Source organism: Burkholderia sp. AU17457, from assembly GCF_002223255.1.
Lineage (GTDB): Bacteria > Pseudomonadota > Gammaproteobacteria > Burkholderiales > Burkholderiaceae > Burkholderia > Burkholderia sola.
This window is the reverse complement of the sequence record NZ_NKFB01000003.1, coordinates 1338641-1358988: the sequence shown is the minus strand read 5'-3', so window position 1 is coordinate 1358988 and position 20348 is coordinate 1338641. Positions and strand designations below refer to the sequence as shown.

Here is a 20348-nt window from a genome sequence, read left to right as displayed (position 1 = left end):
CGGAAAGGGGTGCGACGACGCGAGCGCATTGTCGGCTGCGTGTGGGTAGCCAGCCTTTCCATACCGGAAAGCGCGCTCGCGCAACGGTCAAACGACGGCACGCGCGGCGCCCGCAGAATCGGATCCGTTCCGCGCCACCGGGCGCCTGTCAGCGAGACCCGCCATGTTTTCCGTTTCCTCTCCCGCGAAGATCGTGTTGCTCGACCGCGCGACGCTGTCGCCGCAGACCGTGCTGAAGCCGTTTCCGTTTCCGCACGTGGCGCAGACGTTCGACCGGACGGCCGCGCACGAAGTCGCGGCGCGCATCCGCGATGCGGACATCGTCGTGACGAACAAGGTACGGCTCGACGCGACAACCCTCGCCGACGCGCGGCGGTTGCGGATGATCGCGATCGCCGCGACCGGCACCGATATCGTCGATCTCGATACATGTGCGGCACGCGGAATCGTCGTGAGCAATATTCGCGGCTATGCGGTGCGTACGGTGCCCGAGCACGCGTTCGCGCTGATCTTCGCGCTGCGCCGCAGCCTCGTCGCGTACCGCGACGCGGTACGCGACGGACGCTGGCTCGACAGCGGGCAGTTCTGCTTCTTCGATCATCCGATTCGCGACCTGGCCGGTTCGACGCTCGGGATCGTCGGCGACGGCGTGCTCGGGCGTGCGGTGGCCGCCATCGCGCGGGCGCTCGACATGCGCGTGCTGTTCGCCGCGCACGACGACGCGGCAGGCGACGGTTATGCGCCGCTCGACACGCTGCTGCGCGTGAGCGACGTGATCACGCTGCATTGCCCGCTCACGCCCGCGACGCGGCATCTGATCGACGCACACGCGTTCGCGCGGATGGCGCGCCGGCCGCTGCTGATCAATACCGCGCGCGGCGGCCTCGTGGACGAAAGCGCGCTCGTCGAGGCGTTGCAGTCGGGACGGATCGCGGGCGCGGGGTTCGACGTGGTCACGCAGGAGCCGCTGCCGGCCGCGCATCCGTTTCACGCGATCCTGTCGCATCCGGCGTTCATCCTGACACCCCATGTCGCATGGGCCAGTGACGAAGCAATGCAGGCGCTGGCCGATCAACTCGTGGACAACGTCGCCGCGTTCGTCGCCGGCGAGCCGCGGCATGTCGTGTGACACGCGCAAACGGAACGGCCCCGCTCGATTGCTCGAAGCGGGGCCGACGGAATGCAGGGTTGCCGACGGCAGCGACGCGGCACGTATCGGAGTCGTGCATTCGCGCTGTCTTGCGGCGGGTTTCCGAATACGTAACGAGACTGCTGCAGGGCATTCAGGCCGGCAGTGACGTCGCGCAAGTCCGAAAAGCGGAAAGCCGGTTCAGTAAGCGGACATCTCGACGCAAGGGTCGACCTTGGACGGCGAGCAGATGGCCGAGTACTTGGCGCTCTCGCGCATCAGCGCTTCGCCTTCGTGCAGCGCGATCTTGATCTCGGGGTGACGTTCGTACGCGAGGAAGGCCGAGCACACGACGGCGGACATCACGACGAGGGAAAACACAAATTTTTCAAGGGTTTGGAAGCGTTCAGGCATGGTATGACCTTTCTCTCATACCTGAAATTATACCTTGAGATAAGGGTTTTCCCTATACCTCTGCCCGCATACCGAGGATGCGTTCAAACGAGATGGACGCGGCGCTCGCGCCCTTTTTATCGGGAAAAGCAGCAGAGCGGCCCGCACAAGCGCAGCCGCCTGGAGGATGCAGGAGAAGAAGGCTGCCGCCGGCGCGTCACTGCGGCGCCGACGCGCCGCTCGCCGCATTGCCCGGCCAGGCCTTGCCGATATGGTCGATCAGCGACTTCGCGGTGCCGGTCACGAGCGCCGCGTCGACGCCCGACGTCTGCCATGAGCCGTCGGCCGCCTTCACGAAGGTGAGGTTCGCGCGCGACGGCGAGTAATCGGCGTTGCGCCACGTGACCACGACGTCGCACGAGTACGTCCGATCGCCGAGCTTCTTGCAGTCGCCGTCCGGTTTCGCCGACACGACGTCGGCCGACACGGGCAACGGCTGGCCGAACAGCGCGTTCAGCCCACCATGGTTCTCCGCTTCGAGCGCGCGGCGCACGGCGGCGTCGACGTCGCTCGACCCGGGACCGTCGTGGAGCAGATTGCAGGCGGCCAGCAGCGTCGAGGCGCCGGCGAGTGTCAGCAGCGTTTGAAACTTCATGGATATCCGTCGATCGGGTGAACGCCGCGTAGTCTGCAACGTCCGCGTGTCGTGCGCGGTATCCATTTGTAACCAATTGCACGGTTGCCCGACAGGCTGCCGGCCCGCGCGATCGTGCGGCGCCTCGCCTACTGCCGCTCCTGCTTCACGCGGCTCACGAGCTGGGTCGGACTGACGAACTGCAGCGCGATCACGACCCACACGAGCGTGATGGCCATGTAGATCATCGCCATCGCGTCGATCGACTGCGGCGCGCGCACGCCGGTCGAGAACACCGCGTAATACAGCGCGACGACGAGCGTCTGCGTGCTCGGGCCGGCGGTGAAGAACGTCAGCTCGAACATCCCGATCGTGCGCACCAGCACGAGCAGCCCGGCCGCGAGCATGCCGGGCACGAGCAGCGGCAGCAGCACGTAGCGGAAATAGCGCGACGTGTTCGCGCCGAAGATGCGCGCGGCGGCTTCGAGATTCGGGTCGATCTGCTCGATGAACGGCGTCATCACGAGGATCACGAACGGCAGCGCCGGCACGAGGTTCGCGAGGATCACGCCCGGCAGCGTGCCCGCGAGCCCGATCTTGTACATCACGGTCGCCATCGGAATCCCGTAGGTGACGGGCGGCACCATCAGCGGCAGCAGGAACACCAGCAGCGCGAAACGCTTGCCGCGAAACTGCACGCGCGCGAGCGCATACGCGGCCGGCACGCCGAGCGCGATCGACAGCAGCACGACCGCGCCGACGACCTCGACGGTCACCCACAGCACGCTCGCGAGCTGGAAGTCTTCCCACGCCTTCGCATACCAGTGCAGCGTGAAGCCCTGCGGCAACGGCGTGCCGAACCAGCGCGTCGCGACCGAGTTCACCGCGACGGTCGCGATCAGCAGCATCACGTTCAGCAGGAAGAACGTCATCAGCCCCCAGACGAGCGCCCTCCATGCGCGGCCGGCGAGATGGCTTTTCATCCGGTGCGGTTCCCTTGCATCGACGGGCCGCGCACCGGGCGCGTCGTGCTTCGGCGGCCACGTGCGAGCGGCATGATTGTCGGTCGCCATCAGCCCTTGCCTCCCATGACCGCACCCGTATAGAAGAAGCGGCGCGCGCCGAGCATCGACGCGACCACCAGCAGCTGCACGAAGCCCATCACGATCGCAATCGCCGACGCGAGCGAATAGTCGTAGCTCTCGAACGCGGCTTCGGCCGCCGCGATCGAGATCACGCGCGTCGGGCCGGCCGGCGCGCCCAGCAGCACGGCCGACGGGAACACCGAGAACGCCTGCACGAACGACAGGCATGCGGCCATCGCGAGCCCCGGTACGAGCAGCGGCAGGTAGATCCGCCGGAACTGCTGCCACGGGTTCGCGCCGAGCGTCGCGGCCGCGCGCGCGAGCGTCGGGTCGATGCCGCTGATGTACGACAGCATCAGCAGGAACGCGAACGGAAAACCCGACACGATCAGCGACAGCAGCACGCCCCAGTAGTTGTGCGTGAGGCGCACTTCGTCGGTGTACAGGCGCAGCCCCTGCAGCGCCTGCGGAAACCAGCCGTTCGGCCCGAAGTACGTGAGCATCCCGTCGGCGACGAGCACCGTGCCGAGCGTGACGGGAATCACGAGCAGCGTCGTGACGAACTTCTGGTACGGCGAATTGCGGCGCAGCGCGAACGCGACGGGCACCGCGATGCCGACGTTGAGCAGCGTCGCCGGCACCGCGAGCTTCAGCGTGACGAGCACGGTCGGCCACATCGCGGTGTCGGTGAAGAACTGCACGTAGTTCGCGAGCGCGCCGCCGCCGTTCGTCGGCTGGAACGACAGCACGAGGCCATACGCGAACGGATAGATGAACAGCGCGGCGATGAACGCAAGCGCCGGCGTGACGAGCCAGGCTTTCGCGTCGCGCGGCGCGCCGCCGGTCGCGAGCGTGCTCATGCGGCCTCCGGACGAGGTACCCCCGCGCATGCCGATTGGTGCAGCCCGTTCATTGCGCGTCTCCCGCATAGACGAGCGTGCGCGCCGGCGGCACGCGCAGCCGCAGCGCCTCGCCTTGCGCGAACTCGCCGGCCACGCGCGCCCAGATCGCGCCGAACGGCGTGATCGCGCGGATCAGCGAGTCGCGGCCGCCGTACTCGACCGTCTCGACGGTCGCGTCGAACGCATTGTCGGCACCCGCTTCCGCGCGCTCGATGTCGTCGGGGCGCAGCGCGATCACGACTTCCTTCGCGTCGAAGCCGGCCATCGGCACACCGACGAGGCGCACGCCACCGGCTGTCACTCGAACGCCGTCGCCGGCCATCCCTTCGAGCGTGAACGGCAGCACGTTGCGATAGCCCATGAAACGCGCGACGTGCAGATTGTGCGGGCGCGTGTAGACGTCCTTCGGCGACGCGACCTGCTGCACGACGCCCTCCTTCATCACGACGATGCGGTCGGCCATCGACAGCGCCTCGTCCTGGTCGTGCGTCACGTAGATCGTCGCGCGTTCGAGTTGCGTGTGGATGCGGCGGATCTCCGCACGCATCTCGATGCGCAGTTTGGTGTCGAGGTTCGACAACGGCTCGTCCATCAGCACGAGCGGCGGCTCGATCACGATCGCGCGCGCGATCGCGACACGCTGCTGCTGCCCGCCCGACAGTTGCCCGGGCAGCTTGCCTTCGTGACCGACCAGTTGCACGAGTTCGAGCGCCTGCTGCGCGCGCCGCCGCGTTTCCTGCTTCGCCACGCCGCGCATCTTGAGGCCGAAGCCGACGTTGTCGAGCACGGACATGTGCGGAAACAGCGCGTAGTTCTGGAACACCATCCCGAAGCCGCGACGCTCGGGCGGCAGCACGTCGATGCGCGTGTCGTCGAGCCAGATACCCCCCCGCGTGAGCGGCTGCAGCCCGGCGATGCAGTTCAGCGCGGTCGATTTGCCGCAGCCCGACGGGCCGAGCAGCGCGATGAATTCGCCGCGCCGGATCTCGAGGTCGAGGCCGTTCAGCGCGGCGACCTGCGCGCCTTCCGCATTGGTGAAACTGCGGCACACGCCGTCGAGCCGCAGCCGTTCGAAACTGTGCTTCATTCCACGAACTCCATCGACGCGGGCGCCGCGACGCCCGCCGGTTCAGCCGTCATTTCGACTTCTGCGAACCGATCTCGCGGTCCCATTTCTGGAACGCGGCGACCATCGCCTGCGCGTTGAGCGGCTGCACGTGCGGGCGATCGGCGAGCAGCTTCGCGTATTCGGGGCGGCCGAATTTCCTGATCACTTCCTGGCTGTGCGCGGGCGCCATCTCGAGCGTCACGCCCTTCACCGCCGGGCCCGGATAGAAGTAGCCGTCGTCGTAGGTCATCGCCTGTTGCGCGGGCTCGAGCAGGAAATTCATCAGCTTGAACAGCACGTCTAGCTTTTCCTTCGGCACGCCCTTCGGGATCACCATGTAGTGCGCGTCGTTCACCCACGTCATGTTGTCGAACGCCTGGACCCTGAATTCGGCCGGCACGATCCCGAGCGCGCGCGGGTTGAGATCCCAGCCGGTGACGGTCACGGTCATGTCGCGCGTGCCTTCGCCGAGCTCCTTCATCACCGCCGACGTGCCGCCCGGGTAATACGGCACGCAGTCGTTCAACTGTTTCAGGAACGCCCAGGTCTTGTCCCAGCCGTTGATCGGGTCCTGCGGATTCTTGTCGCCGAGCACGTACGGCAGCCCCATCAGGAACGTACGGCCGGGGCCGGAGTTCGCCGGGCGCGCATAGATCAGCTTGTTCGGATGCGCCTTGCACCACGCGAGCAACTGGTCGGGCGTCTTCGGCGGGTCGCTGACCTTCGCCGGGTTGTATTCGAGCAGCGGGCCGGCCGGCATGTAGGTCACTTCGAGGCCGAAGCCCTGCGCGAGATCCTGCATCTTGCGCGGGCCGGGCGCGTACTTGTCCAGCACGCCGGGAAGCGCGGCCGCGTTGTCGGGCAGGAGCTTCTGCCACAGGTTCTGTTCGATGCCGGCGGCCAGTGCGTCGGTGCCCGTCAGCACGAGATCGATGTCGGAGCGCCCCGCCGCCTGCATCGCCTTGATCTTGCCCGGCAACTGCGGCGCGGGTGCGTTCGTGAACGTGACGCTCGCGACGAGCCCCGGATTCTTCTCCTTGAATGCCTCGATGGCCTTCTGCGTCAACTGCAGGTTGCCTGCGACGTCGACGATGTTCAGCGATACGGGGGCGGCAACGGCGGCGCCCGACAGCGCGAAGCCCAGGGCGAGTGCGATCCGGCGGACGCGGCGAGCGATCGGGGTGGTGTTCATGTCTCCTCACTTCGGTCGATGGAAGGGACCTTTCTTGTCAGGAAATCATGACGGCGTTATACGATGTCGGTCAACAAAAAACCACGGGATGCGGGGCGGGACTTTCCCTGACAAAAAGCTTCCGTTGGTTGATGAATTGCGTTGGGGTGGATTTTGCCGGCGGTTGCGCCATCGCCTGACACGTCGTGTAGGACGTCGTATCTCGGTGGAAGACGGAACGCGTCGGACCGTATGTTGTCCGGCGGCCGGCGGAGCCGTGATGCTTGCCGTGTCTTGCGGCATCGTGAGCGACGCCGGGCACGGCTATCGCGCCGGACGACCGACCCCTGCATCGATTCCCCGGATCGGCTACAGTGGGCGCTTTCGGCGCGCTCCGCCCTGCCGCCGCGAACCGTGCGCGAGCGCGGCGGCACGGGCGCAGCGCGAATCATTCACTTCGACGAGCGAACCTTCATGCCCGATCTGTCCGCCTTCCCGATCACGCAAAAGTGGCCGGCCCAGCATCCCGACCGTCTCCAGCTTTACTCGCTGCCGACACCGAACGGCGTCAAGGTGTCGATCATGCTCGAGGAAACCGGCCTGCCGTACGAGCCGCACCTCGTGCGCTTCGACACGAACGACCAGTTGTCGCCCGAATTCCTGTCGCTGAACCCGAACAACAAGATCCCGGCGATCATCGATCCGAACGGCCCCGACGGCCAGCCGCTGCCGCTGTTCGAATCGGGCGCGATCCTGATCTATCTCGCGGACAAGACGGGCCAGCTGATCCCGAAGGATCTCGCGGGCCGCTACGAGACGATCCAGTGGGTGATGTTCCAGATGGGCGGCATCGGGCCGATGTTCGGCCAGGTCGGCTTCTTCCACAAGTTCGCCGGCCGCGATTACGAGGACAAGCGTCCGCGCGACCGCTACGTCGCCGAATCGAAGCGCCTGCTCGGCGTGCTCGACGCGCATCTCGCGAACCGCCAGTGGATGATGGGCGATACCTACACGATCGCCGACATCGCGATCTTCCCGTGGGTGCGCAACCTGGTCGGCTTCTACGAGGCGGGCGATCTGGTCGGATTCGGTGAATTCCGGCACGTCAAGCGGGTGCTCGACGCGTTTGTTGCGCGGCCGGCTGTCGAGCGAGGGCTCAATATTCCGGCACGGGGCTGAGTGACGGGGCGGCAGCGGGCATGCCGCCCGAGCCACGCTCGAGCCAGCCCACCGCAATGCGCGGTGGGCATTTTCTGCTCATCGCGAATTGTCGGGGACCGCTGGAAGACTGTCGGTGCTCGGCCAATCGCCGTCATACACGTCGTTGCTGCTTCGGAAATTCAAACGACGAATTTCCGCCCGTGAGCGGCCCTTTGCCTCGCACGAATCCTCGGATTGCCCGCCATGTTCGCACGCTCCGCGTGTGCCCGATCAGAACGCAGAGCGGATCGTGCCACCATCTACGCGGATCGTGGCGCCGCTCACGTAATCGGCATAGTGGCTTGCGAGATAAGCAACCGCGGCCGCGATCTCTTCGGGACGACCAAGACGGCCGACGTCGTTGGGCACCATGTCGCGAACGAAGCCGCGCTCGATCTCCTCCCACGTTTGGCCCCATCCGTGCTGCGGAGCAATGTGCTCGAGCAGTTCCCGGACGGCAGGCACGAGAATCGCGCCCGGCGCCACGATATTCGAGGTCACGCCGGAGTCCTTGAGGTCGCGGGCCAGCGAAACAGCGAGGTTGTGCCTGGCGGCAAGCGACGCGTTGTAGTCAGGCTGCATGGGGACCGGCTGACCGGCGAGCCCACCGCCGATCTGGATTACGCGGCCCCACCCACGCTCGCGCATGGCGGGCACCAGCCGCTGGATCATGCGCACGGCGGACAGTACGTTGACCTCATAGCTCTCCATCCACTTGTCGGGTAGGGCCGTGTTCCAGGTCAGATGGTGATAATAGCCGGCGTTATTGACCAGGATGTCGATGGCTCCCCCTTCGGTCGCCTGGGCAACCACGGCATTGGCGCCCGCATCGCTTGCAAGATCGCCCAGTGCGACTTCGGCATGGCCGCCCGCCGCTGTGATCGCTGCCGCGACCGCCGCTGCGCGATCACCGCTGCGGCCATGAACGACCACCGTTGCACCTTCCGCCGCGAGCATCTTGGCAATCGCCTCACCGAGTCCGGCCGTCGATCCCGTCACCAGCGCACGCTTTCCCCTCAGATTCAAATCCATGAGTGTTTTCCCTTGATCACCGTAAACTTATACAATCGTATACTTTTATGTTCAAAAAATCTACGGGTGTTTGATTAATGAAAACGCTGGGCAAGAAAGGCGCGGCTACGCGCGAGGCGATCCTCGCAGCCGCGCGACAGGCATTTACGCAGTCGGGCTACGATGTCGGCGTGCGCGAGATCGCTGAGAAGGCGGGCGTCACCGCGATGCTCGTGAATCGTTATTTCGGGTCCAAGGAACAGTTGTTCGAGGAGGTAGTCGACGTGGTACTGTCGGCGCCGGGCATCCTCACTCGGGAAGTGATGACCAACACGCCTGACGTATCGACACTATGCCGCGATGTCGCTGCCGCGCTCGTGGCGAAGACAGCACCGGACATCACCTCGATGGACGGGTTTCTGATCATGCTGCGGTCGGCCAACAACAGGCAGGCTACCGCCATTCTGCGCAGCAAGTTCGAAACGCACTTCGCCCGACCGTTAAGCGAACTGCTGCCCGGCGAAGCAACCTCGCAGCGGGCCGCGATGTTTCTCGCGGTCATTGCCGGCTTCCAGGTCATGCGGCAGGTCGTCGAGATGGCCGCATTGGCGCAAGCAAAACCGGATCAGCTGGAGCGACAACTACAGGCGCTCTTTGAGTTGCTGATTAGCGGAACTCCGATCAAGGACTTGGCGGGCTGAAGTGTTGCGAAAGGGCATTGCAAATATTGCCTAATGGCGGGTATGGCGTTGGTTGAGCCGTCCGCGCGCAAAAGCCGGACTGACCGCAACGGGTCGGCAAGCGACGTCCACGAAAATTCCGAAGAGCTTTTTTGCCCGCCGCGTACGTTTCCATCACGCAGTCTTCAACGCGGCGTCTCTTGCTCCTCTTCAGGCGCCCCGGCGTCCAGCCCCGCCAACAGTTTTCCCAGCAAGTGCGACAACTGCGCCTGTTCCGCCGCCGACAACACAGCCAGCACCGCACGCTGGTTATCGATATGCGCAACAACCGCTTCGTCGATCAGCGCTCGCCCGGCATCCGTCAGCGCGACCAGCGTGCCGCGCCCGTCGGCCGGATTCGGCCGGCGCTCGACCCAGCCGGCCTTCTGCAGCCGGTCGATGCGCGCGGTCATTCCGCCCGACGACATCATCAGCGCGTCGTACAGCGCGGTCGGCGTCAGCGCGAACGGCGCGCCGCTGCGCCGCAGCGTCGCGAGCACGTCGAATTCGCCCGGCTGCATGCCGTAGCGCGCGAATAGCGGATTGAGACGGTCGCGCGCGATCACGAGCGCGGCTTCCTGCAACCGCCCCATCACCACCATCGACGTTGCGTCGAGATCCGGACGCTCGGCGCGCCATTGCGCGAGCGCATGCTCGGCTCGATCCATTAACCCTCCTCGGTCTACCAGTTATCTTGACGTCGAGACAAATCCGCGTTTATCTTGATGTCGAGATACTTTACCTGAAAAACGCGCGGCGCCTTGCTGGCAGCCGCGCACCGATATCGAGGGCCTTGCGATGAATCGCTTCACTTCCCCCGGATGGCGGCTCGCCGCGATCGTGCTCGTCGGGCTGAACCTGCGGCCGGCGCTCGCGGCGATCGGCCCGCTGCTCGACATGATCCAGCGCGCAACGGGTATCGGCGACGGCGCGGCCAGCCTGCTGACGACGATTCCGATCCTGCTGATGGGGCTCGGCGCGCTGAGCGCGCGGCGCCTGCAGCGCATGACCGGGATCGCGGGCGGCGTGTGGCTCGGCGTCGCGTTGATCGGGCTGGCTTGCGCGTCGCGCGTCGGTGCGCAGCACGCATGGCTGCTGCTCGCGAGCGCGTGCTGCGCGGGCGTCGGGATCGCGATGGTGCAGGCGCTGTTGCCCGGCTTCGTGAAGGCGCATTTCGCGACGCGCATCGGCGGCGCGATGGGCGTCTATTCGACGTCGATCATGGGTGGCGCGGTGCTCGCGAGCGTCGTCGCGCCGTTCGCCGCCGCGCGCTGGGGCTGGCTCGCCGCGCTCGCGGGCTGGGCGCTGCCGGCGGCGCTCGCCGCGCTGGCCTGGCCGCTGGCGAGCCGTGGCGGCGACGCGCTTGCCGGCGGGCCGGCGTCGGTATCGAATGCACGGCCGTTGCGCTCGCCGCGCGCATGGCGGCTCGCGCTGTTCTTCGGCATCGCGACCGGCGCTTACACGCTCGTGCTCGCGTGGCTGCCGCCGTACTACATGCGGCTCGGCTGGTCGCCGACCGCGGCCGGCAGCCTGCTCGGCGGCGTGACGCTCGCGGAAGTCGTCGCGGGGCTGACGATTTCCGCGACCATCGATCGCCTGCCCGATCGCCGGCCCGCGCTGCATGCGGCGATCGCGTCGCTGTTCGTCGGCTTGCTGGTGATGCTGGCCGCGCCCGACGCGCTCGCGTTGCCTGCCGCGCTGCTGCTCGGCGCGGGGATCGGCGCGCTGTTTCCGCTGTCGCTGATCGTCACGGTCGACCATGCGGCCACGCCGGCCGATGCCGCGTCGCTGACGGGGTTCGTGCAGGGTGTCGGCTACCTGGTGGCGGGCGTGTTCCCATTCGCGGCCGGCCTGGCGCGCGAGCATCTCGCGGACCTGACGCCCGCGTGGATCGCGATGGCGTGCCTGTGCGCGGTGCTGTTCGTGCTCGCTGCCGGGTTTGCACCGAAGCTGGCGCGGCACGTCGCGCGGGCCTGAGCGACGCCGCGAGCCAGCGGCGCTGGCGCGCGTGCGTCAGCCCGCGCTCGCGTACAGCGTCGAATCCGCGAACCCTTCGGCGTCGAGCACGCGCCCGATCAGGATCAGCGCGGTGCGCTCGATTTGCGTGCCCTGCACCTTGCCGACGATGTCGGCCAGCGTGCCCGTCACGCGTTCCTCGTCGGGCCAGCTCGCGCGATAGATCACGGCCACCGGGCAAGCGGCGCCGTAGTGCGGCAGCACTTCGTCGACGATGCGCGCGAGATGACGCACGCCGAGATGGATCGCGAGCGTCGCGCGATGCGCGGCGAGCGCGCCGAGCGCTTCGCCTTCCGGCATCGTCGTCTTGCCCGCGAAGCGCGTGAGGATCACCGTCTGCGCGACGCCGGGCAGCGTCAGCTCGACGCCGAGCGTCGCCGCGCACGCGGCCGTGGCCGTCACGCCCGGCACGATTTCGTACGGAATCCCGAGCGCTTTCAGGCGGCGGATCTGCTCGCCGATCGCGCCGTACAGCGACGGGTCGCCCGAATGCACGCGCGCGACGTCCTGCCCTTTCGCGTGCGCGGCGGCAAGCAGCGCGACGATCGCATCGAGGTCGAGCTCGGCCGTGTTGACGACCTGCTCCGCGCAATGACCGTCGAGCACGGCGGCCGGCACGAGCGAGCCCGCATACAGGATCACCGGGCACGTGCGCACGAGGCGCTGGCCTTTCACCGTGATCAGCTCCGGGTCGCCGGGGCCCGCGCCGATGAAGTACACCGTCATCGAAAATTCTCCGTCAATTCGTGGGATGGCCCGCTGCGTCGCGTCACGCGCGCGCGGCCGGATCGAGTGCGTCGATGAGCGCGTTGACCGAGTCGAACGCGCGGTCGGCATCGGGCAGCGGCGGCCGGCGCAGCATCACGACGGGCAGCCTGCGTTCGCGCGCGACGTCGAGCTTGGCCTCGGTGGCCGCGCCGCCGCTGTTCTTGCTGACGACGACGTCGATGCCGGCCAGCGCGAACAGCGCGCGCTCGCCGTCAGCCGTGAACGGCCCGCGCGCGGCGATGACCTGTGCGCGGGCGTTGCCGGGGTGCGCATCGAGGCAGCGCACGAGCCAGTACTGGTGCGGCGGGATCGCGTCGAGGTGCGCGAGCGGTTCGCGGCCGAGCGTGAACAGCGGACGCCTGAACGGCGCGAGCGCGGCCTCGATGCCGGCCCAGTCGTCGACCATCCGCCAGTCGTCGCCCGGTTGCGGCGTCCACGGCGCGCGGCGCAGTGCCCACAGCGGCACGCCTGCGTCGCGCGTCGCCGCCGCGGCGTTCGCGCTGATTTGCGCGGCATACGGATGGGTGGCGTCGATCACGAGGCCGATGCCGGCGTCGCGAAGATACGCGGTCAGCCCGGCTGCGCCGCCGAAACCGCCAACGCGCACGTCGCACCGCAAATCGTCGGGCGTCTTGCCGAGGCCGGCCAGACTATAGACGTGATGCGGGCCGAGCGCGCGCGCGATTTTCAGCGCATCGCCGGTGCCGCCGAGCAGCAGGATGCGCGGGCTCATCGCGCCTCCCCGACGAAGCGGCCCTGTCGGTCGATCGCGAACATCTCCACCGCGACCGACGGCGGCACGATGTCGCGCGCCACTCGCAGCGCATGCGCGCAGACGAGATCGCCGAGCGGCACGCCGTCGGCCTGCGCGAGTTTCAACGCTTCCTGGCTCGTGTTCGCGGCGCGCATCGCGTCCTGCAGCGCCTCGCTCGCGCCGGCTTCCGCCGCCCACTGCGCGAGCAGCGGCAGATCGATGCTCGAATGGCGGCTGTGCAGGTCCAGATGGCCGGCCGCGAGCTTGCTCAGCTTGCCGACGCCGCCGCACATCGACAGGCGCGCGATCGGCGCGCGCCGCAGGTGCTTGAGCACCGCGCCCGCGAAATCGCCCATCTCGATCAGCGCCATGTCAGGCAGATGGTAATGCGCGCGCATCGCATCCTCGCTCGCATTGCCCGTGCAGGCGGCGATGTGCGCGATGCCGTTCGCCCGCGCGACGTCGATACCCTGATGAATCGACGCGATATAGGCCGAACACGAGAACGGCCGCACGATGCCGGTCGTGCCGAGGATCGACAGCCCGCCGACGATGCCCAGGCGCGGGTTCATCGTCTTCAGCGCGAGCGCCTCGCCGCCTTCGACGCCGATCGTCACGTCGAAACCACCCGTATAGCCGTGTTCGGCGGCAAGCGCTTCCAGGTGCGTGGTCATCATCTGGCGCGGCACCGGGTTGATCGCCGGTTCGCCGACCGCCAGCGTGAGCCCCGCGCGCGTGACCGTGCCGACGCCCGGCCCGGCATGAAAACGCACGCCCGGCGCCGCCGCGAGCGCGACGCGCGCGAAGATCAGCGCGCCGTGCGTGACGTCCGGATCGTCGCCGGCATCCTTGATCGTGCCGGCTTCGGCGCCGTCGGCCGTGGTGCGGCAGAATTCGAGCCGCATCATCACGCGCTGCCCCTTCGGCAGCACGATCTCGACCGCGTCGTCCGCGTGACCCGCGAGCAGCAGCCGTGCCGCCGCGAGCGACGTCGCGGTCGCGCAGCTGCCGGTCGTATAGCCGAAGCGCAGCGGCGCGGGCTGTTCGGGGGTTTCGTCGCGCATCACGCGTCCGTTGGGTTCGACATAGTCGACGAACCGGCCGCGTCGGCAGCGGCTGTCGTGTCGGGCTTGCGCACGTCGTACAGCGTGACCGGCAGCGGCTGTCGCCACGTGTCGAAGCGCCCGAGCGGCTCGGCATGCGCGAGCGACACGCGCGTGAGCGTGCCGCCGTGCGCATCGCGCCACGCGGCGAGCGCCATCTCGCCTTGCAGCGTGACCGCATTCGCGACCAGCCGCCCACCGGGTTTCAGCGACGCCCAGCACGTGTCGAGCACGCCGGGCGCCGTCGCGCCGCCGCCGATGAAGATCGCGTCGGGCGCGGCGAGCCCCGCGAGCGCATCGGGCGCACGGCCCGCGACGAGTTGCAGGCCCGGCACGCCGAGCGTATCGCGGTTGTGTTCGATGAAGCGCTGCCGTTCCGCATGCGCTTCGATCGCGATCGCCTGGCAGGATGGATGCGCGCGCATCCATTCGATGCCGATCGAGCCGCTGCCGGCGCCGACGTCCCACAGCAGTTCGCCGGCCGCGGGCGCGAGGCGCCCGAGCGTCATCGCGCGCAGGTCGCGCTTGGTGAGCTGACCGTCGTGGCGGTACGCGTCGTCGGGCAGGCCGGGCGTGAGCGCGCGGCGCGGCGCGTTGGGGCTCGCCCGGCAGTCGAGCGCGACGAGATTGAGCGCGGCGGTTTCGTCGATGTTCCAGTCCTGCGCGAGGCCGTCGATGCGCCGCTCGAGCGGGCCGCCCAGATGTTCGAATACGCTGACGCGCGTCGGCCCGAAGCCGCGGGCGGCGAGTTCGGCCGCGACCGCGGCCGGCGTGCGGCCGTCGGCGCTCAGCACGAACAGCCGCCGGCCCGGCAGCAGGTGGCGGCCGAGCGTCGCGAGCGGACGCCCGACGAGCGAGACCGCGCCGACGTCCTGCAGCGCCCAGCCGAGGCGTGCGGCCGCGAGCGACAGCGACGACGGCGCGGGCAGGACGCGCCATTCGTCGGGGGAAAGCGCGCGGGCGAGCGTCGCGCCGACGCCGAACAGCATCGGGTCGCCGCTCGCGAGCACGCACACGGGCGCGCCGCGGCGCGCGAGCAGCCCCGACAGGTCGAACGGCGACGGCCATGCTTCGCGCGCGGCGCGCAGCCGCGCCGGCAGCATGTCGAGATGCCGTTTCGCGCCGACCACATGGGTCGCATCGTGCAGCGCGCGCCGCGCGTGGCGTCCGAGCCCCGCGTAACCGTCGTCGCCGATGCCCACTACCGTCAGCCACGCCGTCATGCACCCTTCCCCATCGTTCGATTCCATCGTGTCGCCGCGCGGCCGTGAAAGCGCCGATGCAGCCGTCCGTATTGCAAAAAACGGCATGGTACCGTGTTCCACCCGGCGTTTCATCTGCCGGCCCGCCCGCGCCCGACCGTTGCCCGCTTTGCCCGCCGCGAACGCCGGGCCGGTCGCGAATCGCGGCCGAAATCGGGTATCCTACGGCCGTTCGTTCGCCGGTGCCCTTCGGGGCCGAAGAGGGAACACAGGGCGCACCGCGCGCCGCTGTGGCTGCCCCCGCAACTGTAGACAGCGAGCCGATCTCCCCCTCATGCCACTGGTTTCACCGGGAAGGCCGGGAGGCGGCGCCGACCTGTCAGCCAGGAGACCTGCCGGCCAGAAAGTGCGTGCGTGCCAGTCGGCGTCGGGCGGGGTGTACCGATGCGTTGGCCGCGGCGCCACACTGTTCCGGTATCCCGTTGAGTTCCGCCCCCGATTCGATTCCTGCGTCGCCCGTCGTGCGCCCGTCGGCTTGCCCGGGGCTCGTGCGCGTGGTCGCGGCCGCCGACGGCGGGCTGTGCCGGATCAAGCTGCCGGGCGGCCGGCTCGACGCGCGCCAGGCGCGTGCGATCGCCGCCGCCGCGCGCCTGTACGGCTCCGGCGAGATCGATGCGACCAATCGCGCGAATCTCCAGTTGCGCGGCGTTCGCGACGGCGCGGCCGATGCGCTCGCGCATGCGCTGCTCGACGCGGGGCTCGGCCCGCGCACCGGCGCCGACAACACCGCCGTCGATGCGGCCGCGCTCGCGGCCAGCGACGACATCCGCAACGTGATGCTGAGCCCGCTCGCCGGGCACGACCCGGCCGCGCTCGTCGATAGCCACGCGCTCGCCGTGCCGCTGCTCGACATGCTGGCGAGCGAGCCGCGCCGCGGCGAACTGTCGCCGAAGTTCTCGATCCAGTTCGATGGCGGCGAAGCGGTCGCGGCGCTCGATCATCCGCACGACATCTGGCTCGCCGCGTGGCGCCGTGGCGACGGCGCGGTACGTCTCGCGGCGGGGCTGGCCGGCTGTCCGCCGGTTGCGCACGGCGACCGGCCCGCGTCGGTCGACGTGTCGGTCGATCAGGGCGTCGCACTGGTTCGCGCGCTGCTGCTTGCGTTCCTCGATCTCGCGCCGGCCGACGTCACGCGGATGCGCGCGTTGCTGGCGACGTGCGGCGAACGCGCGCTGCTCGAGCGCGCGCAACAGGATCTGCCGTTCCCGCTCGCGGCCGATCCGACGCTTGCCGGCTGGCGGCGCACGCGCGCGGACGCCGCGTTGCGTTTCGGCGCATACCCGTCGCGCGACGCGGCGCGCTGCAGCGTCGGCGCGCAATTCGCGCTCGGGCGGCTCGACGCGGCGCAACTGGAGCGGCTCGCCGCGCTGGCCGAAGCCGACGGCGACGGCACGCTGTCGATGACGCCGTGGCAAGGCGTGTTCATGCACGGCGTGCCGAACGAACGCGCGGCTGCGGCGCGCGAAGCCCTCGCGTCGCTCGGGCTCGTGTGCGCAGCGTCCGACCCGCTGGCGACGCTCGTCGCCTGCACCGGCAGCGCGGGCTGCGCGAAAGCGCGCGCCGACACGAAGCACGACGCGCGCGTGCTCGCCGCGCGCGCCGGCCATCCGCTCGACGTGCATCTGACCGGTTGCGAACGCCACTGCGCGCTGCCGCACGCTGCCGCGCATACGCTCGTCGCGGTGGCGCCCGCACACTACGACCTTTATCGGCGCGACGCGGCCGCGGGCCTCGGCGCCCCGCTCGCGCGCCGTCTGACGATTGACCAGGCCGCGGTCCGACTCATGGACGCGCGGCACAGCCAGGACACCACCGATGCTTGACTACATTCGCGACGGGCAGGAAATCTACCGCCAGTCGTTCGCGACGATCCGCGCCGAGGCCGACCTGTCGCAGGTGCCGCCCGATCTCGAGAAACTCGCGGTACGCGTGATCCACGCAAGCGGGATGGTCGACGTCGTGTACGACCTGCGCTTCTCCGCCGGCGCCGGCACGGCCGGCCGTACCGCGCTCGCGGCCGGCGCGCCGATCCTGTGCGACGCGAGGATGGTCGCCGAAGGCATCACGCGCGCGCGGCTGCCCGCGGCCAACCGCGTGATCTGCACGCTCGGCGAGCCAGAGGTGCCGGACCTCGCGCAACGCCTCGGCAACACGCGTTCGGCCGCCGCGCTCGAACTGTGGCGTCCGCATCTCGCGGGCAGCGTCGTCGTGATCGGCAACGCGCCGACCGCGCTGTTCCACCTGCTCGACATGATCGACGCCGGCGCGCCGCGCCCCGCGCTGATCGTCGGTTTCCCGGTCGGCTTCATCGGCGCGGCCGAATCGAAGGCGGCGCTCGACGCCGACAGCCGCGGCGTGCCGTACGTCACGCTGCTCGGCCGGCGCGGCGGCAGCGCGATGGCCGCCGCCGCGGTGAATGCGCTTGCGACGGAGGTCGAATGACGAGCGCGCGCGGACGGCTGTTCGGCGTCGGGGTCGGCCCCGGCGATCCCGAACTGATGACGATCAAGGCGCTACGCGTGCTGCAGGCGGCGCCCGTGGTCGCGTATTTCGTCGCGAAGGGCAAGAAAGGCAACGCGTACGGCATCGTCGAGGCGCACCTGCTCGACGCTCAGACGCAACTGCCGCTGGTCTACCCGGTGACGACCGAGGCGCTGCCCCCGCCGCTGTGCTACGAGACGGTGATCGCCGATTTCTACGACACCGCGGCCGAGATCGTCGCCGCGCACCTCGATGCAGGCCGCGACGTCGCGGTGATCTGCGAAGGCGACCCGTTCTTCTACGGCTCGTACATGTACCTGCACGACCGGCTCGCGCCGCGTTACGACGCCGAGGTGATTCCCGGCGTATGCGCGATGCTCGGCGGCACGGCCGTGCTCGGCCAGCCGCTCGTCTATCGCAACCAGAGCCTGTCGGTGCTGTCGGGCGTGCTGCCCGAGCACGAACTGCGCGAACGCCTCGCGCGGGCCGACGCGGCCGTCGTGATGAAGCTCGGCCGCAATTTCGACAAGGTGCGGCGCGTGCTCGACGAACTCGGGCTCGCGAAGCGCGCGCTGTACGTCGAGCGCGCGACGATGGCGAACCAGCGCATCGTGCCGCTCGACGAAGTCGATCCGATGGCGTCGCCGTATTTCTCGTTGCTCGTCGTGCCGGGGGAAAAATGGCAAGGATGACGACGCCGCCCGCGATCGTGATACTCGGCGCGGGCGCGCTCGATACCGCGCGACGTATTCAGGCGCGTTATCCAGGCGCCCTCGTGCACGGTCTCGCATCGCGCGTCGATGCCGACGTGCCGTTCGACGAACTCGGCGCGCACCTGCGCGAACTCTATGCGCGCGGCTCGCCGATCGTCGCGCTGTGCGCGGCCGGCATCGTGATCCGCTGCCTCGCGCCCGCGCTTGCCGACAAGGGCATCGAGCCGCCGGTGCTCGCGGTCGCGGAGGACGGCTCGGCCGTCGTGCCGCTGCTCGGCGGGCTGACGGGCGTCAACGCGATCGCGCGCGAAATCGCCGCATGCGTCGGCGTCGCGCCCGCGATCACGACGAGCGGCGAACTGCGCTTCGGCGCGTGCGTGCTCAATCCGCCGGAAGGCTATGCGCTCGCCGATCTCGCGCAGGGCAAGCGCTTCGTGTCCGACCTGCTCGCGGGCGCGTCGACGCGCATCGACGGCGCCGCGCCGTGGCTCGACGACGTCGCGCTGCCGCGTGATGACGCGGCCGCACACGCGATTCGCGTGACGCCCGATGCGTGGCGCGGCGCGCACGATGAGCTCGTGATTCATCCGCGCAGCGTGGTGGTCGGCGTTGCCGCGGATGCCGTGCATGCGGACGAAGCGCTGGCCGCGCGCATCGAAGCCATGCTCGACGCACAGGGGCTCGCGCGCCTGGCGCTCGCGGCCCTTGTCGCGCCCGCATCGGCGATCGGCGAACCCGTGCTGGAAGAAGCGGCGAGCACGCTCGACGTGCCGCTGCGTTTCGTCGATAGCGACAGTGATCGCCACGCGCCCGCCGACGCCACCACGCTGGTCGGGCGCGCATTACGCGTCACCCACACGCTGCGTGAAGAATCGCACGGCCTCGCGTGCGCGATCGCATCGCATCCGGTCGATCCAGCCACGCTCGGGCGCGCACGCGGCCGCCTGACGGTGCTCGGCCTTGGCCCGGGCGGCGCCGCCTGGCTCACGCCGGCCGCGCGCGCGGCGCTCGCGGACGCGACCGACATCCTCGGCTATACGACCTACGTGAACATGGCCGGCCCGTTTCGGGCGGACCAGCGCGTGCACGGCACCGACAACCGCGAAGAAATGCAGCGCGCGCGCCATGCGTTTGAACTGGCGACCGAGGGCCGTCGCGTCGCGGTCGTGTCGTCGGGCGACCCCGGCGTCTTCGCGATGGCCGCAGCCGTACTGGAGGCGCTCGACGACGCGCGCGACCCGCGGTGGGCCGCGGTCGACCTGCGCGTGGAGCCCGGCATCTCGGCGTCGCTCGCGACGGCGGCACAAGCCGGCGCACCGCTCGGCCACGATTTCTGCGCGATCTCGCTGTCGGACAACCTGAAGCCGTGGGACGTGATCGAGACGCGCCTGCGGCATGCCGCGCAAGCCGATCTCGTGATGGCGTTCTACAACCCGATTTCGCGCGCGCGGCCGTGGCAGCTCGACCGTGCGCTCGATATCGTGCGCGCGCATCGGGCGACCGATACGGTGGTCGTGCTCGGCCGCGACATCGGCCGGCCCGGCGCGACGCTTTCGACGACGACCCTCGGCGCGCTGCGCGGCGACCAGGTCGACATGCGCACGATGGTAATCATCGGTTCGTCGACGACGCGTCGCTTCGCGATCGGCAACGCGCGCGAATGGGTCTATACGCCGCGCTGGTATCGCTGAGCGCAGTGGCACCCGCCGGGTTGCGCATGTCGCATCCGGCGGCGTTCGCACGAATGCGCATGCGCGCGAGCGAGCCGTTGATCGGCATGCCGGTTCGCTGGAACCGGTCCATCCGCGCGGCGTCGCGCGATCGATCGGAAAAAGTGCCCTCCGCGCGTTTCGATCTTCGACCGAATCGGCAAGTTCGTTACGTATCGGGAATCGAATA

At 69.1% G+C, this 20348-nt stretch carries 20 protein-coding genes and 1 riboswitch; of the genes, 8 read left to right on the top strand and 12 right to left on the bottom strand.

Annotation, left to right across the window (positions count from 1 at the left end; translation table 11 throughout):
* The first annotated feature begins 163 nt into the window (after positions 1–163).
* Positions 164–1129, top strand: a complete 966-nt coding sequence (locus CFB49_RS08880; protein WP_089491165.1) for a D-2-hydroxyacid dehydrogenase — start codon at positions 164–166, stop codon at positions 1127–1129.
* A 201-nt stretch (positions 1130–1330) separates the two neighbouring features.
* Here the strand turns inward: CFB49_RS08880 and CFB49_RS08875 are convergent, their stop codons facing one another.
* From CFB49_RS08875 to CFB49_RS08850, 6 genes are all read right to left on the bottom strand, one after another.
* On the bottom strand, positions 1331–1543 hold the full coding sequence (locus CFB49_RS08875) for a hypothetical protein (protein ID WP_069256690.1): 213 nt from the start codon (positions 1541–1543) through the stop codon (positions 1331–1333).
* Positions 1544–1739: 196 nt separating this feature from the next.
* Positions 1740–2177: a hypothetical protein gene (locus tag CFB49_RS08870; protein WP_059234165.1), complete on the bottom strand. Its 438-nt coding sequence runs from the start codon at positions 2175–2177 to the stop codon at positions 1740–1742.
* Positions 2178–2305: 128 nt separating this feature from the next.
* Positions 2306–3229, bottom strand: coding sequence for an ABC transporter permease (locus CFB49_RS08865; protein WP_089491164.1), 924 nt, complete (start codon positions 3227–3229; stop codon positions 2306–2308).
* Positions 3229–4101 (bottom strand): ABC transporter permease, encoded by an 873-nt coding sequence (locus CFB49_RS08860; protein WP_089491163.1) that lies wholly within the window; start codon positions 4099–4101, stop codon positions 3229–3231. The genes CFB49_RS08865 and CFB49_RS08860 overlap by 1 nt, the downstream gene beginning before the upstream one ends.
* A 49-nt stretch (positions 4102–4150) precedes the next feature.
* Complete coding sequence (locus CFB49_RS08855; RefSeq protein ID WP_089435049.1) at positions 4151–5230, bottom strand: ABC transporter ATP-binding protein; 1080 nt, start codon at positions 5228–5230, stop codon at positions 4151–4153.
* A 49-nt stretch (positions 5231–5279) separates the two neighbouring features.
* Positions 5280–6443, bottom strand: a complete 1164-nt coding sequence (locus tag CFB49_RS08850; RefSeq protein WP_089491162.1) for an ABC transporter substrate-binding protein — start codon at positions 6441–6443, stop codon at positions 5280–5282.
* A gap of 453 nt (positions 6444–6896) precedes the next feature.
* On the opposite strand from CFB49_RS08850, the gene CFB49_RS08845 reads away from it, so the two are divergent.
* Complete coding sequence (locus tag CFB49_RS08845) at positions 6897–7601, top strand: glutathione S-transferase N-terminal domain-containing protein (RefSeq protein ID WP_069620755.1); 705 nt, start codon at positions 6897–6899, stop codon at positions 7599–7601.
* Positions 7602–7853: 252 nt separating this feature from the next.
* On the opposite strand, the gene CFB49_RS08840 is transcribed toward CFB49_RS08845, so the two are convergent.
* Positions 7854–8654 carry an SDR family NAD(P)-dependent oxidoreductase gene (locus CFB49_RS08840; protein ID WP_069620728.1) on the bottom strand — a complete coding sequence of 267 codons (801 nt, stop codon included), beginning with the start codon at positions 8652–8654 and terminating at the stop codon, positions 7854–7856.
* Between the two features lie 77 nt (positions 8655–8731).
* Here CFB49_RS08840 and CFB49_RS08835 point away from each other — a divergent pair, with 77 nt between their 5' ends.
* The gene (locus CFB49_RS08835) at positions 8732–9334 is read left to right on the top strand and encodes a TetR/AcrR family transcriptional regulator (RefSeq protein ID WP_089491161.1); all 603 of its coding nucleotides are present in this window, start codon (positions 8732–8734) and stop codon (positions 9332–9334) included.
* Between the two features lie 164 nt (positions 9335–9498).
* Here the strand turns inward: CFB49_RS08835 and CFB49_RS08830 are convergent, their stop codons facing one another.
* A complete protein-coding gene (locus CFB49_RS08830; protein ID WP_089491160.1) occupies positions 9499–10020 on the bottom strand; it encodes a MarR family winged helix-turn-helix transcriptional regulator in 522 nt (173 codons plus the stop codon).
* A gap of 130 nt (positions 10021–10150) precedes the next feature.
* Here CFB49_RS08830 and CFB49_RS08825 point away from each other — a divergent pair, with 130 nt between their 5' ends.
* The gene (locus tag CFB49_RS08825; protein WP_089491159.1) at positions 10151–11329 is read left to right on the top strand and encodes an MFS transporter; all 1179 of its coding nucleotides are present in this window, start codon (positions 10151–10153) and stop codon (positions 11327–11329) included.
* A 36-nt stretch (positions 11330–11365) separates the two neighbouring features.
* Here CFB49_RS08825 and cobM read toward each other — a convergent pair whose 3' ends face one another.
* Genes cobM through cbiE form a run of 4 tightly spaced genes read right to left on the bottom strand, consistent with a single transcriptional unit; the run spans position 11366 to position 15216 of the window.
* Positions 11366–12094 (bottom strand): precorrin-4 C(11)-methyltransferase, encoded by a 729-nt coding sequence (cobM, locus tag CFB49_RS08820; RefSeq protein ID WP_089435045.1) that lies wholly within the window; start codon positions 12092–12094, stop codon positions 11366–11368.
* A 43-nt stretch (positions 12095–12137) separates the two neighbouring features.
* A complete protein-coding gene (locus CFB49_RS08815) occupies positions 12138–12869 on the bottom strand; it encodes a cobalt-precorrin-6A reductase (RefSeq protein ID WP_089491158.1) in 732 nt (243 codons plus the stop codon).
* Positions 12866–13954 (bottom strand): cobalt-precorrin-5B (C(1))-methyltransferase, encoded by a 1089-nt coding sequence (locus CFB49_RS08810; RefSeq protein WP_089491157.1) that lies wholly within the window; start codon positions 13952–13954, stop codon positions 12866–12868. The genes CFB49_RS08815 and CFB49_RS08810 overlap by 4 nt, the downstream gene beginning before the upstream one ends.
* Positions 13954–15216: a precorrin-6y C5,15-methyltransferase (decarboxylating) subunit CbiE gene (gene cbiE, locus CFB49_RS08805; RefSeq protein WP_089491156.1), complete on the bottom strand. Its 1263-nt coding sequence runs from the start codon at positions 15214–15216 to the stop codon at positions 13954–13956. Before cbiE ends, CFB49_RS08810 begins: the two co-directional genes overlap by 1 nt.
* Positions 15217–15418: 202 nt before the next feature.
* Positions 15419–15609: riboswitch (cobalamin riboswitch) on the top strand.
* A gap of 107 nt (positions 15610–15716) precedes the next feature.
* Here cbiE and cobG point away from each other — a divergent pair.
* The 4 genes from cobG to cobJ are packed head-to-tail and all read left to right on the top strand — an operon-like array spanning position 15717 to position 20140.
* Positions 15717–17078 (top strand): precorrin-3B synthase, encoded by a 1362-nt coding sequence (gene cobG, locus CFB49_RS08800; RefSeq protein ID WP_306426984.1) that lies wholly within the window; start codon positions 15717–15719, stop codon positions 17076–17078.
* Positions 17071–17697, top strand: a complete 627-nt coding sequence (locus tag CFB49_RS08795) for a precorrin-8X methylmutase (protein WP_089491154.1) — start codon at positions 17071–17073, stop codon at positions 17695–17697. Before cobG ends, CFB49_RS08795 begins: the two co-directional genes overlap by 8 nt.
* Positions 17694–18428 carry a precorrin-2 C(20)-methyltransferase gene (locus CFB49_RS08790; RefSeq protein ID WP_069620718.1) on the top strand — a complete coding sequence of 245 codons (735 nt, stop codon included), beginning with the start codon at positions 17694–17696 and terminating at the stop codon, positions 18426–18428. The genes CFB49_RS08795 and CFB49_RS08790 overlap by 4 nt, the downstream gene beginning before the upstream one ends.
* A complete protein-coding gene (cobJ, locus tag CFB49_RS08785) occupies positions 18425–20140 on the top strand; it encodes a precorrin-3B C(17)-methyltransferase (protein WP_089491153.1) in 1716 nt (571 codons plus the stop codon). The genes CFB49_RS08790 and cobJ overlap by 4 nt, the downstream gene beginning before the upstream one ends.
* Positions 20141–20348: the final 208 nt, after the last annotated feature.

Coding starts and splice junctions, on each gene's coding strand:
- CFB49_RS08880 (WP_089491165.1), top strand. CDS start 164: ATGTTTTCCGTTTCCTCTCCCGCGAAGATCGTGTTGCTCGACCGCGCG.
- CFB49_RS08875 (WP_069256690.1), bottom strand. CDS start 1,543: ATGCCTGAACGCTTCCAAACCCTTGAAAAATTTGTGTTTTCCCTCGTC.
- CFB49_RS08870 (WP_059234165.1), bottom strand. CDS start 2,177: ATGAAGTTTCAAACGCTGCTGACACTCGCCGGCGCCTCGACGCTGCTG.
- CFB49_RS08865 (WP_089491164.1), bottom strand. CDS start 3,229: ATGGCGACCGACAATCATGCCGCTCGCACGTGGCCGCCGAAGCACGAC.
- CFB49_RS08860 (WP_089491163.1), bottom strand. CDS start 4,101: ATGAGCACGCTCGCGACCGGCGGCGCGCCGCGCGACGCGAAAGCCTGG.
- CFB49_RS08855 (WP_089435049.1), bottom strand. CDS start 5,230: ATGAAGCACAGTTTCGAACGGCTGCGGCTCGACGGCGTGTGCCGCAGT.
- CFB49_RS08850 (WP_089491162.1), bottom strand. CDS start 6,443: ATGAACACCACCCCGATCGCTCGCCGCGTCCGCCGGATCGCACTCGCC.
- CFB49_RS08845 (WP_069620755.1), top strand. CDS start 6,897: ATGCCCGATCTGTCCGCCTTCCCGATCACGCAAAAGTGGCCGGCCCAG.
- CFB49_RS08840 (WP_069620728.1), bottom strand. CDS start 8,654: ATGGATTTGAATCTGAGGGGAAAGCGTGCGCTGGTGACGGGATCGACG.
- CFB49_RS08835 (WP_089491161.1), top strand. CDS start 8,732: ATGAAAACGCTGGGCAAGAAAGGCGCGGCTACGCGCGAGGCGATCCTC.
- CFB49_RS08830 (WP_089491160.1), bottom strand. CDS start 10,020: ATGGATCGAGCCGAGCATGCGCTCGCGCAATGGCGCGCCGAGCGTCCG.
- CFB49_RS08825 (WP_089491159.1), top strand. CDS start 10,151: ATGAATCGCTTCACTTCCCCCGGATGGCGGCTCGCCGCGATCGTGCTC.
- cobM (WP_089435045.1), bottom strand. CDS start 12,094: ATGACGGTGTACTTCATCGGCGCGGGCCCCGGCGACCCGGAGCTGATC.
- CFB49_RS08815 (WP_089491158.1), bottom strand. CDS start 12,869: ATGAGCCCGCGCATCCTGCTGCTCGGCGGCACCGGCGATGCGCTGAAA.
- CFB49_RS08810 (WP_089491157.1), bottom strand. CDS start 13,954: ATGCGCGACGAAACCCCCGAACAGCCCGCGCCGCTGCGCTTCGGCTAT.
- cbiE (WP_089491156.1), bottom strand. CDS start 15,216: ATGACGGCGTGGCTGACGGTAGTGGGCATCGGCGACGACGGTTACGCG.
- CFB49_RS08795 (WP_089491154.1), top strand. CDS start 17,071: ATGCTTGACTACATTCGCGACGGGCAGGAAATCTACCGCCAGTCGTTC.
- CFB49_RS08790 (WP_069620718.1), top strand. CDS start 17,694: ATGACGAGCGCGCGCGGACGGCTGTTCGGCGTCGGGGTCGGCCCCGGC.
- cobJ (WP_089491153.1), top strand. CDS start 18,425: ATGACGACGCCGCCCGCGATCGTGATACTCGGCGCGGGCGCGCTCGAT.